The 14,982-nt window shown below is 47.5% G+C and carries 13 protein-coding genes; 6 read left to right on the plus strand and 7 right to left on the minus strand.

Going from position 1 to position 14,982, the window contains the following annotated elements:
* Nucleotides 1-4: 4 nt before the first annotated feature.
* The 4 genes from trpC to GM612_RS11175 form a co-directional block, all read right to left on the minus strand.
* Nucleotides 5-784, minus strand: coding sequence for an indole-3-glycerol phosphate synthase TrpC (gene trpC / locus GM612_RS11160; RefSeq protein WP_155432436.1), 780 nt, complete (start codon nt 782-784; stop codon nt 5-7).
* On the minus strand, nt 781-1,803 hold the full coding sequence (gene trpD, locus GM612_RS11165; RefSeq protein WP_155432448.1) for an anthranilate phosphoribosyltransferase: 1,023 nt from the start codon (nt 1,801-1,803) through the stop codon (nt 781-783). Before trpD ends, trpC begins: the two co-directional genes overlap by 4 nt.
* 779 nt (nt 1,804-2,582) lie before the next feature.
* Nucleotides 2,583-3,191, minus strand: coding sequence for an anthranilate synthase component II (locus GM612_RS11170; RefSeq protein ID WP_155432437.1), 609 nt, complete (start codon nt 3,189-3,191; stop codon nt 2,583-2,585).
* Nucleotides 3,175-4,650 (minus strand): anthranilate synthase component I family protein, encoded by a 1,476-nt coding sequence (locus GM612_RS11175; protein ID WP_155432438.1) that lies wholly within the window; start codon nt 4,648-4,650, stop codon nt 3,175-3,177. Before GM612_RS11175 ends, GM612_RS11170 begins: the two co-directional genes overlap by 17 nt.
* Before the next feature lie 1,580 nt (nt 4,651-6,230).
* Between GM612_RS11175 and GM612_RS11180 the strand changes: the two genes are divergently transcribed.
* The 3 genes from GM612_RS11180 to aroB are packed head-to-tail and all read left to right on the plus strand — an operon-like array spanning nt 6,231 to nt 9,202.
* Nucleotides 6,231-7,088 (plus strand): shikimate dehydrogenase, encoded by an 858-nt coding sequence (locus GM612_RS11180; RefSeq protein ID WP_155432439.1) that lies wholly within the window; start codon nt 6,231-6,233, stop codon nt 7,086-7,088.
* Nucleotides 7,089-7,107: 19 nt separating this feature from the next.
* Nucleotides 7,108-8,124 carry a 3-deoxy-7-phosphoheptulonate synthase gene (gene aroF / locus GM612_RS11185; RefSeq protein WP_155432440.1) on the plus strand — a complete coding sequence of 339 codons (1,017 nt, stop codon included), beginning with the start codon at nt 7,108-7,110 and terminating at the stop codon, nt 8,122-8,124.
* A gap of 1 nt (nt 8,125) precedes the next feature.
* The gene (aroB, locus tag GM612_RS11190) at nt 8,126-9,202 is read left to right on the plus strand and encodes a 3-dehydroquinate synthase (RefSeq protein ID WP_155432441.1); all 1,077 of its coding nucleotides are present in this window, start codon (nt 8,126-8,128) and stop codon (nt 9,200-9,202) included.
* Nucleotides 9,203-9,381: 179 nt separating this feature from the next.
* On the opposite strand, the gene GM612_RS11195 is transcribed toward aroB, so the two are convergent.
* A complete protein-coding gene (locus tag GM612_RS11195) occupies nt 9,382-10,230 on the minus strand; it encodes an SAM-dependent methyltransferase (RefSeq protein WP_173021271.1) in 849 nt (282 codons plus the stop codon).
* Nucleotides 10,231-10,293: 63 nt separating this feature from the next.
* On the minus strand, nt 10,294-10,734 hold the full coding sequence (locus GM612_RS11200) for a helix-turn-helix domain-containing protein (RefSeq protein ID WP_155432443.1): 441 nt from the start codon (nt 10,732-10,734) through the stop codon (nt 10,294-10,296).
* A 333-nt stretch (nt 10,735-11,067) separates the two neighbouring features.
* Between GM612_RS11200 and GM612_RS11205 the strand changes: the two genes are divergently transcribed.
* From GM612_RS11205 to rny, 3 genes are all read left to right on the plus strand, one after another.
* Entirely contained in the window at nt 11,068-12,012 is a 945-nt protein-coding gene (locus GM612_RS11205; RefSeq protein ID WP_343031902.1) for an alpha/beta hydrolase, read from the plus strand.
* Between the two features lie 49 nt (nt 12,013-12,061).
* Entirely contained in the window at nt 12,062-12,736 is a 675-nt protein-coding gene (locus tag GM612_RS11210) for a DUF1275 family protein (RefSeq protein WP_155432444.1), read from the plus strand.
* Between the two features lie 82 nt (nt 12,737-12,818).
* Nucleotides 12,819-14,411: a ribonuclease Y gene (gene rny, locus GM612_RS11215; protein ID WP_155432445.1), complete on the plus strand. Its 1,593-nt coding sequence runs from the start codon at nt 12,819-12,821 to the stop codon at nt 14,409-14,411.
* 83 nt (nt 14,412-14,494) lie between these two features.
* Here rny and GM612_RS11220 read toward each other — a convergent pair whose 3' ends face one another.
* The gene (locus GM612_RS11220) at nt 14,495-14,932 is read right to left on the minus strand and encodes a hypothetical protein (RefSeq protein WP_155432446.1); all 438 of its coding nucleotides are present in this window, start codon (nt 14,930-14,932) and stop codon (nt 14,495-14,497) included.
* Nucleotides 14,933-14,982: the final 50 nt, after the last annotated feature.

Here is a 14,982-nt window from a genome sequence, read left to right on the forward strand (position 1 = left end):
GTCATCACACTCCTAACAGTTGGGTAATTTTATCGGCTTTATCGGGGGCGGTCATCAAGGCTTCCCCAATTAAGATGCCGTTGACGTGGTGCTGCTCCAGTATCTTTACATCGTCGCGGTTGTGAATACCACTTTCAGCTACAAAGGCGACGTTATCGGGTACCAGTTTTCGTAGGCGGATGCTGTTATCCAGCGATACCGTGAAATCTTTGAGGTTCCGGTTATTGACCCCAATCATTTTGGCACCGACATTCAGTGCCCGCTTGAGCTCACCTTCATCGTGAGCCTCTACTAACACTGATAAGCCTAATTTATTGGCGAGATCGAAGTAGCGCTTAAGTTGGTCATCACTCAGGATGGCGACGATCAGCAAGACGATACTGGCACCGGCTGCCTTCGCCTGGTACAGCATGTATGAGTCAACCACGAAATCTTTTCGGAGGACGGGAACGCTGACGTTTGCTGCGATGGTTTTCAAATAGTTAATATTGCCTTGGAAGTAGTCCGGTTCAGTTAGTACTGAAATGGCACTAACACCGTGCTGATCGTAATCCTTGGCGATGGCCAGATATGGGAAGTCTGCTGCAATTAGTCCCTTTGATGGGGAGGCTTTTTTAACCTCTCCAATCAGATGAATGCCTGGGGCGTTGAAGCGGTCGTACACTCGTTGAGGATCCTTAGTCGGTGTTGCAGCGGCCTGCGCCTGCATTTGGCGTAACGAGACGCTTTGCTGTTCTTTTTTCAGGCGGCGTTTGGTGGCTGCCACAAGGTCGTCTAAGATCATGCCACTTGTGCTCCCTTCGTCAGTTCGATTAATTCGTTTAATTTCGTTTGGGCTTCACCGTTGTCAATGACTTCTGCTGCCCGTTGAACGGCTTGCTGAATAGTCATTTCTGGATGGGCTGTGTAGAGTGCTAGTCCGGCGTTTAACAGTACGATATCACGTTTAGCTCCGGGCTTGCCTGCAAGAACATCACGGGTGATCTGTGCGTTTTCAGCCGGTGTGCCACCAACAATCTCTTGTTTGGGTGCCCGCTGGAGCCCGAATTGTTCAGGTGTGATGGTGTATGATTTGAAGGCGTCACCGCGAACTTCAATGACGTGGGTCGGAGCCGAAATGGAAGCTTCGTCCAGGCCATCTTCACCGTGGATCACCAGTGCGTTTTTAACCCCTAACTGGTTTAACACGTGAGCCATGGGTTCCATTAAAGCGTCATCGTAAACTCCTAGTAATTGCATGCCGGCATGGGCGGGGTTAGCTAACGGCCCCAAGACATTGAATAAAGTCCGAATCCCGAGTGCTTTACGAACGGGTGCGACGTATTTCATCGCCTGATGATACTCCTGAGCAAAGAGAAAGCAGATGCCAATTTGGTTGAGGATCTCTTCGCTAGCTTCCGGTGCCACGTTGATGTTAACGCCTAGTGCTTCCAGTACGTCAGCTGCACCGGACTTCGATGACGCTGCCCGGTTGCCGTGTTTAGCAACCGGCGTACCAGCTGCGGCAACGACTAATGAAGACGTAGTGGAGATGTTAAATGAGTTGGCGTGGTCACCACCAGTGCCGACGATTTCCAAAACTGGTTCGCCGGCTTTAAAGGTCAACGCGTGGTCGCGCATGGCGTCAGCGGCACCAGCAATTTCAGCGACCGTTTCATGCTTGACGGTGAGAGCGGTAAGTAAACTTGAGATTTGAATATCGGTGGCTTTGCCCTCCATGATGGCGTTCATGACGTCGTTCATTTCGTTAAAGCTCAGGTCAGTACGGTTAGCAACTTTTGCGATTGCAGTTTCAATAGTCATTTCAGTCATGGTAAATTCCTCCAGTAGGTGATGTTAGTGAGTTGTTAAATACGGTTGAGGTGTTGCTGCTAACAAGCTTTGCCATCGTGTTTTATTCGTCGTTGTCATGATTAAGATCTCCTTGCTCGGTTTAGATAGCTGAAACGTGCTTCGCAAGTCTGAGAGCTCTATGTAAGGTAACTCTGACCAAAATCCAAACCCGGGATTTCTGTCAGAGTTACCTTACACGCCGCTCTCATAACGCCTTGCTCCGCACTCTGGCTACAAAAAAATCCGCCCATAACATAAACGCCATAATTAGCGTTTAGTTAAGGACGGATATAACTTCCGCGGTGCCACCTTAATTTGATGCCGGGACTTCTCCCGCACATCACCCTTAGCGAGATGCGTATTCACATCTCCGACAACTGACGTATGTCTGTACGTTTCTTGGTAGTTGGGTGTGGACGCTTCGGCAAAAGGCAACATTGCCGAAACGTGTTCGATGAGGCAATTTCCTCCTGTGTAAGGGACTTAAACCAAAAATCCAAACCCGGGATTTTCCGTTTAAGTCCCTTACACTCCGGAAATTAGACGCCTCATCTCACACTCTTTCACAAGAACCCTCTGTGGTCCATTTAACTACCTGCGTTCGGTCGCACTCTCAGCTCCGGCGGCTCTCTTTACGTGCACAATAGTCTTGATCTCCACATCATTGGTTTGTATGAGCGAATTTATTTGATTGGCATAAGATTAGAACTTTATGAAAAGATTGTCAACACTTTTTCTCAAATTTAATTTTATGCAAGCTTATTTAATGGTGCAGCGACGCGGATCTGTGCCAAATAATTTTTAATGATCTGAGCACCCACCTGCGGGTCAGTCATGATCGATTCCGGGTGAAATTGGACGCCGTAGACCATGTTTGCCTCATCAGCCACCGCCTGAATCGTACCATCGCTGGCCGTTGCCGTGACGGTGAGCTGCTGGGGGATGGTCGCAGGATCGATCACCAGCGAATGATAGCGCGCCGCTTCAAAGGTCGTTGGGCAGTTAGCAAACATCTTACTGTGGCCTTGTAACGTCATGATGGATGGCTTGCCATGCATGAGTTTAGGTGCGTGGATTACTTTTGCGCCATAGACTTCGCCAATGGCTTGGTGACCCAGACAGACGCCAAGAATCGGGACTTGACCGCGAAATGTAGTTAGGATGTCCAACAGATTACCGGCATTTTCTGGCCGTCCCGGTCCTGGTGACAAGATAATTCCGGTAGGGTGTTTGGCGACTAATTCCCGAGCGGTGAAGGCATCGTTTTTGACAACGGTAATTGGCTCTTCACTAAGCGTCCCAATCAATTGGTACAGGTTATAGGTGAAACTGTCATAATTATCAATCAGATAAAGCATGGGCTACTCCTCCTTGATCGGCGGTATTGATGGCGTTTACAACTGCGCTGGCCTTGTTGTTGAACTCTTGATATTCGTACTTAGCGATACTGTCGGCGACGATGCCAGCACCGGAATGGACAACGATTTGGTTGCCCTTGCGATAGGTTAAGCGGATGCCAATACACAGGTCCAAGTCCCCATTGAAGTCGAGGTAACCCAGGCAGCCGCCGTAGACGCCGCGCTTGCGATTCTCCAACTGGGCAATGATCTGCATGGCGGAAATTTTCGGCGCTCCGGAAAGGGTACCAGCAGGCAGTACTGCATTCACGATATCCATGGCGCTGGCACGGGGATCTGCAGTGCTTTCCACAGTTGATCCAAGATGCATCACGTTGGCGAATTTTAACAAGTTGCGGGTTTTAGTCACCTTGACTGAACCAAATTGGCTAACAACGCCCAGATCGTTTCGGCCGAGGTCGATCAGCATGTTATGCTCGGATTTTTCCTTTGGCGATGTCTGCAATTCATGAGCGAATTTGGCGTCTTCCGCTGCTGTTTTACCGCGCCGTCGAGTACCAGCTAGTGGGTAGGTGAACAAGGTGTTACCCCGTTTTGTGATCAGCGTTTCTGGTGATGCACCCAGTGTTTCGAAATCCCGGTGGTGAAAGTAAAACTGGTAGGGGCTGGGACTATCGTGAAAGAGTGTGGGGGCCACGCCTAACAGGGAACCACTCATGGCCGCTTGCTGAGGGTTAGAAAAAATCAACTGGAAAATGTCCCCATCAACGATGTGCTGTTGGGCTTGGGCGACTCGTTCACTGAATTCTGTCAGGCTGAACTGAAAATGGAACGGCTGGGTCAACGCAAACCGTGGCAATGGCTTCGGCTGTGCGGAGCGGATGATTCTTTGAAGCCTCTGCAGCGAATGAATGGTGTCATCGTAGCGTTCCTGTAATTCATCGGTTGGAATGATATGACTTAACGTGACACGATGCTGGCGGTGATTATAGGCAATGACCCGGTCAACCAACAAGAGATCAGCATCGTCTAAATGCATGGGATCAGCTACCGGTTGCTTCAGTGCGGTTGTCGCGTATTTAGCGTAATCATAGCTGAAATAACCGATCAAGCCACCAGTAAAGGGTGGTAAACCGGCGATGCGAGGCGTTTGGTGCTGTTTGAGGATGCTTTCCAGAATCGGTTTAAGCTCAGTTTCTTCAGTCGATTCGGTGCCATCGATCGCCGTGGTTGTCAGGATGTGATCACGGTACGTGAAGGTTTGCTTCGGTGTCAGACCAATGAAGGTGTAGCCGTCTTCGGTTTTCTTGGGCTTACCCGTGAGTAGGAAACCAGGTTCATCAGCCTTTTTTAAAGCGTTAAAAAGTGAGACCGCGTCGAAGTTTTGGATTTGAAATGACAGAGTAACTGGTACTGCTGGATAGTCTTTTGCTGCGGTAAGCAGTTGCTGTAGGTTCATGGTGCATTCCTCCTTGGAAGTGTTTTGATGTTAGATAGCTGAAACGTGCTCCGCAAGGCAAGGACTTGCGCCTAAGGCGACTCCGACATAATTCACGGCCAAAACCGCCGCAAATTCTGCCAGAGTCACCTTACGCTCCAGTCCTTAACCGCCTTGCTCCGCACTCTGGCTACAAAAAAATCCGCCCATAACATTCACGCTAAAACTAGCGCTTAGTTAAGGACGGAGTTTTCTTCCGCGGTGCCACCTTAATTTGATGCCGGGACCTCTCCCGCACATCACCCTTAGCGAGATGCGTATTCACATCTCCGACAACTGACGTATGTCTGTACGTTTCTTGGTAGTTGGGTGTGGGCACGTTTTTGGCTACCTAGCCGAAACGTGTTCGATGAGGCAATTTCCTCCTGTGTAAGGGACTTAAACCAAAAATCCAAACCCGGGATTTTCCGTTTAAGTCCCTTACACTCCGGAAATTAAACGCCTCATCTCACACTCTTTCACAAGAACCCTCTGTGGTCCATTTAACTACCTGCGTTCGGTCGCACTCTCAGCTCCGGCGGCTCTCTTTACGTGCACAATAGTCTTGATCTCCACATCACTGGTTTGTATGGACGGTGTTTAATTGGCACTTACATTACTCATTTTGATTTTATTTGTCAAGCCGTTAATTTTGATTTTGAAGTGATCCACTAGTTTGGCAACCGACTACCTAACTGCTTAAATTAATGATTGATCAATTCGTCGCGCCGTCCTCAACAGTTTGTCATCGTGAAATTAAAGCACTTTTATTTCGACTTATGGAAATCTCATATAGTATTAAGAATGCCTTTCGCTTTCGACCTAATCTTGGTGTTTATTTTTAGGGTGATCGAGTTTGAAAATGATTTTCTTTTCCAGGGGCAAATTCTACATCATGGTTAGATTTAATGTCCGTAAATAAATTGCCGAATGAAATTTGTTTAGTCATAGAGAAATTAAACCAACGATTTGAACTGGTAAAATGGCACTGAAGTCCAGTAATATCAGTGATTTTTGAGGAACCGCCGCCTATTATTTAGTAGCCTGAGCACCGAAAGGAACCTGATGATGGCTCACTTTTAAAATTTAACTCTGTCTCGAGCCAGCCGGTTTTAATTCTCAAAATGCCTAGAAAACGGTGGGTTGGGAGGCTCTATAATCAATAAAGCCAGCAGAAATTAAAATTAAAATAGTATTAGTACTTGACAGACGATTTCTAATAGTTTAAAGTCTTAGACAACAAAAGCAATTCAAAAATGTTTAAAGGAGTTACACATTATGATTCTGAAATCGCAAGTCTTAAACCGACAATCTAATCGATTTAGCTACTATTGGTCAAAGTAGTGTCTACGCCCTACAGGTTGCAGACACTCATCTGCAATCTGTGCGGCCAATAGTATTTCAGCATCATTTGCCGGTCACACAGTTAAGGTTTTCAAAACACTGTGTGACACGGAAAGCTCCGTTGTTATAAACTTGACGACTAAACGTCTCGCAGTGTTTTGTGAAAGCAAAGCATTGCGAGACGTTTTTCTTTTGTTGGAAAAAATAGGGGTGATAAATTGGTTGACGCACACACAAGTTTATATGGTTTGATGGCGAATCCCGCGACACACAGTTTGTCGCCTGTGATTTATAACACGACATTTCAAGAATTAGGTCTGAACAGCGTTTACCTAGCATTTAACGTCACACCGGATCACTTTGACGAGGCCGCTCATGCAATCAGAGCTTTACCGATTAGGGGAATCAACCTGTCAATGCCATACAAGCAAACGATTATGGCTGCTCTAGACGAAATTCGGCCGACTGCTAAGCAACTTAACGCCGTCAACACTGTTATCAATCGTGATGGTTATCTGGTTGGCGATAATACCGATGGCGAAGGCTTTGTTAAATCGTTGCAAGAAGCGGAGGTCTCCGTCAATGACAAGCAAGTGGCGGTTCTAGGTGCTGGTGGTGCTGGCCGAGCGGTCATTTTAGCCACTGCGCAGGCGGGGGCCAACGTCACGGTATTTAAACGCCAAAACGATACCTTTGAGGCCATTAAGTCTCAAGTTACAGGCTGGTCACCGCACATTAACGTGGTGCCATATGAGGACGAAGGCCAGATGAAAAAGGTATTGGCAGCTGCCGATGTCGTGGTCAATACCACTAATGTTGGGATGGCCGGTGATCAGCATATACCGGTCTCGCAACCAGTCTTAAAGGTTTTGCACCCCGGTCAACTGGTTGCTGATGTCATCTACGCACCGCTTGAGACACCGTTTCTGGCGCGGGCGAGATTGATTGGCTGCCAAACAATGAATGGCATCGGCATGTTAGTGCATCAGGCGGCGGGCGCATTTCAACGCTGGACCAACCAACAGATGCCCATTGAAACTGTTAAAAACGTGATTCAACAACAACTTGAAGAATAAAAAAGTGAGGATGATCAATATGATTATTGTATTAAATCGAAACGACCAAAACACCATTGACGAACTTCAGGAACACTTCGGTAACAACCACGACATTTTTGTCCATCATAATCGGGTAGCCGTGCAAGGAATCACTCGTGATGACTTATCTGACAGTGAAAAATCTGCCGCTGTTGAGATCATTGAAGATGTGCCGGCGGCCGTACAGGGCAGTCGAGTATTTCACCCCGAAGACACTATCATCCGGACAAAGCACAGCATGATCGGCGGCGATAACTTCACGATGATGGCTGGCCCATGTTCAGTGGAGTCTGAAGAACACATCACCCGAATGGCAGCCGTCGCAAAGGCTAATGGCGCAACGGTTCTGCGTGGTGGTGCCTTTAAACCGCGGACCTCACCATACTCATTCCAAGGTCTTGGTGAAGAGGGTCTCAGATTCCTCCGTCGCGCAGCCGACCAGTACAACATGGACGTCGTGACCGAAGTAATGGACGATGAACACGTGGAAATGGTTGGCAAGTACACGGATATTTTCCAAATTGGCGCTCGTAACATGCAGAACTTCTCGTTACTAAAAGCGGTTGGCCGAACCAATATTCCAGTGATGTTAAAGCGGGGTATGTCGGCAACGGTGGACGATGTGCTGAACGCTTCTGAGTACATTGCGGCTGGCGGCAACCATAACATTATGATTGCTGAACGCGGAATTCGAACTTTTGATAATAAATACACGCGCAACACAATGGACGCCGGCGTAGTCCCTGTTCTCCAGAAACTGACCCACTACCCCGTCATCATCGACCCAAGTCATGCGGCTGGCCACACAGAATTTGTGACCCCATTGGGATTAGCTGGAGTTGCTGCTGGTGCTTCAGGATTGGTCGTTGAGATTCATGATGATCCTGCCCACGCCCTGTCAGACGGGCCACAAGCATTGCTGCCAGAACAATTCAAAGAACTGTCAGATAAAGCTTTCGCAATTCGTGATTTACTCACTGAAATGCCTGCTGAACAGGCGGAAGCGGGGCGCTAGAATGACAACAGTTTCTGTGAACTTACCGGCGACCCACTACGACGTTTTGATCGATCGGGGCCTGTTAGATTCAGTGGGTTCGCTGGTCGCCAAACAGTGGTCACCGCGCAAAATTGCGCTGGTCAGTGACGATAATGTTGCGCCACTGTATCAAGAGCGGGTCGCCGCTTCGTTGGCTGCTGCCGGTTTTGATGTTCATCGCTATGTCTTTCCGGCTGGTGAGGCCTCAAAGTCTTTGACCGTTCTAGCTGAATTAGTGCGTCAAATGGCTGCGGATACCTTCAACCGTGATGATAGCGTGATTGCTTTAGGCGGCGGCGTGACTGGTGATTTAGCCGGCTTACTGGCTGCAACCTACATGCGCGGGCTGCATTTTATCCAAATTCCAACCTCACTGTTGTCACAAGTGGATAGTTCAGTTGGGGGTAAAACAGCCGTTGACCTCGATAACATTAAAAATATTATCGGCGCTTTTTATGAACCGGACCTAGTCATCGTTGACCCGAACACGTTGGGTACCATGACGCAGCGAGATTTGGTTGAAGGCTACGGTGAGATCGTTAAGACGGCGGCATTGGAAGGTGGTGAATTTTGGCAACTGATCGAAACCATCGACAGCCCGGCAGAGCTGATCAGCAATGCGCCGGAATTAAGTGCCCGTTCCATTCACTACAAAGCCTCGGTCGTGATGGCTGATGAAACCGAAAGTGGCACGCGTCAACTGTTGAACTTCGGGCACACCATTGGCCACGCCGTTGAGGCATTGGCGAACGGTGCGCTACGGCATGGCGAAGCGGTCAGCATCGGAACGGTCGCCATTATGCGGGTGTTTGAAGATGCTGGCTTAGCTGAAAAAGGCATCACATCAAAGCTGCGAGACCGTTTTGCGGCAGTTGGCTTGCCGGTGACGGATCCGTTATTGAACTCGCCACAAGTATTGGACAAGGTCAAAAACGACAAAAAAAACCGTCACGGACATCTGAATCTGGTTTACCTAACGGCCATTGGGCATCCAGAGATCAAGTCGATTCCAAGCAGTGAGATTGCTTCATTTTTAAACCTATCGGTGACGAACTGATAGTTTGCTTCAACAATAGTGGCGTTTGGGAAGGCGTCGATATTGCGAACGGATTTTAAGTGGATATTTGAAATAGTTTGAAAAAATTCCGGGGAATGGGATCCTCGGAATTTTTGTGTGGCTTGGGCATGGGAATTAGGTTCTAATTGATAACAAACCAGTGTCTTTAATTGATCGATCTATTTCACCAAATAAACCTGATCATGGATCAAGTCAAACTGGGTAAAGTGCTGATTCAAGTTTTTAACGTCAGGGGTGTTCAGGAGTTTTGCATGCTGCCAGAAGGTCTTTGAATCCGTAGCACCATCCTTTTCGCCGATCACAATAAAATCATAATTCTTGTCAGCTGCCCGAATCTGCTGCAGCAGCTGCCAGTCGATATCAAGGCCATCTGGCGACCAGACCATGATGATCACGTTAACCTGATCCCTGTATTTGTCGAAAGCCTCACTGGCCGTCAGTTTTTCAACCGTTGTGACTGGGTGCTTGCCAGTTTCGTTTTCCTTTGTCCAGTCCTTGGAGTCAGTGGTAAATACCGTTTGGTGGTTATCACGCACGCCTTTTGACAGATAGCCATTACCCGCCATAACCTCCAGCGTTGGCCGACCATGGATAAATTCAGCCACGTCCTTTGCGACCGGAGCGGAAATATACGCCCACATGCCGTAAGTGGTTTCTAAATAATCCCTGAAGTTACGCAGTTTCTTATCAAGATCTGGCAATGCATCGGATAATTCATTCCAGCGCCGGTCACCTTCTGGGTCGCCAGCTGGGAACTTAGCGTTGAGCTGCTGGTAGATAACGTCTTGCGTGTCGTCTGGCAGTAATAATTTTGGCAACGTCTGTGGCAATAGTCTCCGTTTTAATAAGCGGTCTGCCTGCAAGACATTATTGATTAGTATCCTAATAGTCGGAAAATCCGCAAAAAGGTCGTTGTAGTGAGTCATAGTCGCAATGTAGTCATTGGCTTGTGTAGGCTTCTTCGAGCGCGCTATTTTGAGTAATCTTTTCTTTTGTTTCGGGTTCAAGTTTTTGCCTCCAATCATTAAACGCGTCATCCAGCCAATTGGTATGAATGACGCGTTAATTATTTAGTGATGTTTATCGTTATCTAAACCAAGTTCAAGTGATTCCTGATGGGTGATCGGCGTATTATCGTCATCCTCATCAGTTCGACGCGAGCGACCGTGGATGTAGCCGTTCATTAATTGATAAATCGCGTACCGGTCATCTGAAGTGAGCGTCTTTTGGTCGAACTTTAATTCTTTACCAGAGAGAAACAGGCGGTCGAGATCGTATTCATCCCGTTCGGATTTTCCGGCCAGATAATCCATCGTCACATCGAAGAATTCTGCCAGCTTCCGCACTTCCATGTAGGAAGGCACACGGATGCCACGTTCCCAGTTACCGATTTGAGCAGCGGTATTTAAATGGTCTTTATCTGGTTTGAATAACTGATTTAAAGCTGTCGCCAGTTGATCGAGAGTCAAATTCTGACCGCGGCGCAGCGCCCGAAGTCGTTCGGAAAACATGCCCATCACCTCTTACACACTATTGTATACCTAACGCTACGTTTTGTGGGTGTTTGCTGGTTAGTTTTTGCGTTGAAATGCAGTTTGGTTGCCTAAAACGTTCGGAAGACATACTTGTTTTGCGAATCAGAACACGTTGCGGAATAAAAAGAGAATCAATTTACATTGACGGTTAGCCACATCACGTTTGAGGCTAAGTATCTCCTAGTTATTCAGTTTGGGTAGAATTATGGCATCCACTCAGTGTATTTACCACAATCATTACTGCAGCCCCTAGTGGCGATATGGTATGATGTACCCCGTAAACTTTAATTGAAAGCGAAGTGCAAACTTGTGAATAAACGGCTAAAACACTGGCTGATCGGGTTGATTGTCCTCATCGCCGTCATTTGTGTCGGCATCGGTTCAGCAGGCTATTATTTTTATAACATGGCGGTTGCTAGAGGTAAAAAAACTTTTATCAACAACAGTACAGCAATCAAGAAATCGGATCCGCTCTACCGTGAAAAAGCTTGGTATCATAGCGTTAAAAAATATACTTGGCACGAGATGTCAGCTACAAAACATTTGAAACTAGTTGCCAGTTACGTGCCGGCTAACAAGCAAACCAAAAAGACCATTGTTATCGCTCATGGATTCGGTGGCAGCAGTTCTCACATGGGCGAGTACGCCGGTTTATTTCATGAACTGGGCTATAACGTTTTGCTGCCTGATGATCGCGGTGCGGGGCGCAGTCAAGGTAATTATATCGGTTACGGCTGGCCGGATCGGCTGGATTATCTCAAATGGATCCGACAAGTGATCCACAGGAATGGCAGTCAATCGCAGATCGTGGTGTTTGGAACCAGCATGGGCGGTGCCACTACGATGATGATCAGCGGTGAAAAAACACCCAGCCAAGTTAAGGCTTTCATTGAGGACTGCGGCTATACCAGTGTTTACGATGAAATTAAATACCAGGCTAAATCAATGTATAACATTCCAGAATATCCACTGGTGCCCGTTGTGAGTGGCATTAATGAATTAAAAAATGGGTACACCTTTAAACAGGCCAGTGCTTTAAAACAGGTTGCCAAGAATCATAAACCAATGCTCTTCATTCATGGTTCCAACGACAAGTTTGTCCCCACTCGGATGGTTTACCCGCTTTACCGGGCTGATAAGGGTCAAAAACGGTTACTGATCGTTCACGGTGCCGCACATGCACAGTCGTTTGAGCATGCGCCTGCGCTTTATCGTGAGACGATTCACGCATTTTTAGACCGGTATTTTCACTGAGTGAATGCTATAATCTTCTTAGAAACGTTAGTTAAAGGGAGTGGCTAAAGTGGAAACAAATCGCTCGGCGTTCAGTTGGCTGACAATTTTGGCCACCTTTTCAATGGGCGCCATTGATGCGTACACCTACATTGCCCATGATGAAACGTTTGCCAGCGCGCAAACCGGTAACATGATCGTTTTTGCCGTTAAATTTGCACAGGGTGGCATCGGCAAGGCTTGGGTTAATATTCCAATCTGGGTTGGTTTTGCCCTCGGTTGTTTTGTGGCCCAAGCGACCCTGAGCTGGCTGGACAGTCGGCAAACGTTAGGCCGGCGCTATTTGTGGCTAATGAGTATCGTCGTAGCAACGATGCTGCTAGCTGCAGTCGGCCAGATATGGTTCAGCGAACTCGTCTTAATCTTCATCTTAGGTTGGCTGTCAGGCTACGAGCTGACCAGTTTTCGCCAACTAAAGGGCACAACGGTGAATAACGGCATCATGACGGGTAACACTAAGAACCTCATGGTTGGCCTTTACCGTTGGCTGATCGACCATGAAGAGGGCAGCCGCACCAAGTTTATTTGGCTAGCGGTAACCCTGCTTACCTTCATCGTGGGGGCAGGTGGTTCGGCAGTTTTATGTACCATGTCGAATCCTGATTCTGTCATGTGGATTATTTTTGCGCTAAATGCAGTTGGGTTACTGGGTGTTTACTTTGAGCTTAATCGGGACATGGAATAAGCCCACTCAGGTGTGTTATTCTTTCACTGAATAGCGTATAATAATTAACGTGTATCACAACCAATAAAGGGGAAGTGCCAACATGATTATAACTATCATTGGTGTTGTCATGTTAGTGATTGGGCTAGCCGCCGGATACCTGTTTCGACGCGTTAAGTACCAGCACGAAATTGATGTGGCAAACCAACAGGCAGCGGCACTTCGGGAGTCGGCTCAAAAAGAGGCGACTCAACAAGCATCAAAGTATCTTACAAAAGCTAAAGCATCGATTCAGTCAGATCGGCGTTCTACAGAAACCGAACTGGCAGATCAGCAAACGGACATTCAAAATCGCCAGCAACGTCTGGAACAGCGGCAAGTGACTCTCAAACAGATGGAAGAACGTTTGAATCAGCGTCAAACAGGTGTTGAACAGACTCAAGGCGACCTTGATTTGCAACAGACACACCTCGATGAGACTAAGAACCAAGCGCATCGGCTCCAGGCTGACCGTCAAAGTGAGATCTCAAAGCGGGCTGAACTAACGACTGACCAGGCTAAAGACCGGATTCGTAATGACACGGCTCGCAAACTTGATCAAGAAGCTGACGTGACTGTTCGCGAACTGACCGACAACGCTGAAGCATCAGCGGATAAATTTGCTCGGAACTTGATTATTGAATCGATTCAACGTGGGCCAGTTGATTGGGCGCGTGAACACGCTGAGCACAGCGTGTTAGTGCCAACCAACGACACTAAGAGCAAGCTGATTGGCCGTGAGGGTCAGCATATCCGCTTACTGGAGACGTTGACCGGGACTGATTTGGTATTTGACCCCGATCAGCCCAATCTCTTGCTGATCAGCACCCACGACCCGATTCGTCGTGAGACTGCTCGAATTGCAATCGAAAGTTTGCTGGCTTCCCGTAAGATTACGGCCGCTGCAATTGAAAAACAGGTACAGACTGCTCAAAATGAAGTTCTAAAAGACCTTCGTCAGACTGGTGAAAGGGCCGTCAGTCTCTTAAAGGTCGGTTTCATGCACCCAGACTTTATGAAAATTATTGGTCGGTTAAAGTACCGAACGTCATACGGTCAAAACGTTTTGAATCACTCCATCGAAGTTGCTCAGATCACGGGTGTTATGGCCGCAGAATTGGGCGAAGATGTGCGTTTAGCTAAACGGGCCGGACTGCTGCATGACATTGGGAAAGCAATTGACCACGAAATTGAGGGTACCCACGTTGAAATCGGGGTTGCGCTTGCGAAGGCCTTTGGTGAAGATCCCGTTGTCATCAACGCGATTGCTTCCCATCATGGTGACGTAGAAGCGACCTCCCCGATCTCAATTCTGGTGGCGGTGGCAGATGCCGTGTCTGGTGCCCGTCCTGGGGCTAGAAGCGAGTCAGTTGAAGAGTATATCAATCGGCTTCATAGTCTGGAGAAGATCGCCAACGACCACAAGGGTGTGCAGGAAAGTTATGCCATCCAGGCTGGCCGGGAAATTCGCATCGTGGTTCAGCCAAAGGTACTTGACGATGATGCCAGTGCTGCTTTGACTGAGGACGTGAAAAACCAGATTGAACAAGATCTCACCTATCCTGGGAAAATCAAGGTCACCACGATTCGTGAATTACGAGCGGTCCAATACGTTGGTGATAAACCAACGAAGAAGAAAAAGAAAAAGCGAGCTTAAGTTAACTTGGGCTCAATCAAAAACGCTCAACCGTTTAGTGCGGCTGAGCGTTTTTGAGATATTTAGAATCTAAAATTCAGGTCTTAATACCAATTTCTGAACTTCGCGACTCGTTTGAAGGCGTAGCCACGTTTCAAATGATTTTTAGTCGGATTCAAGTAGAGTTTAGAACCGGTTCGATAGAATCGATAACTCCAGGTACCACCACGGAAAAAACCATTTTGTTTGACATGCATTCTCATGTAATAAACTTTACCACTTTTATGCCATATAAGTTTACTGCCAAAGACTCCAGGCATACTTGATTCACCCATGAAAAAGCGGCTACTTGTAATCTTGAGTTGTGTTGCAAATCCTGCTACTCCATCCTTCTTCCGAGGAATTGTATTTAACCATTTGCCACGTAAGGTAGCTGGTGCCCCTCTATGCCAAGTTGTTTTAGCCTGAGCTGGCATTGTTGCAGTGGCTGACAGGCCAAAAGATACCCCTAATATTAAAGCAATTTTCCCAAACTTATTCATTGCACTTTCCCCTATCTATTCATTCTTTACGATCAAAGTTGTTCAATTTT

Source organism: Secundilactobacillus folii, from assembly GCF_009720675.1.
GTDB lineage: Bacteria > Bacillota > Bacilli > Lactobacillales > Lactobacillaceae > Secundilactobacillus > Secundilactobacillus folii.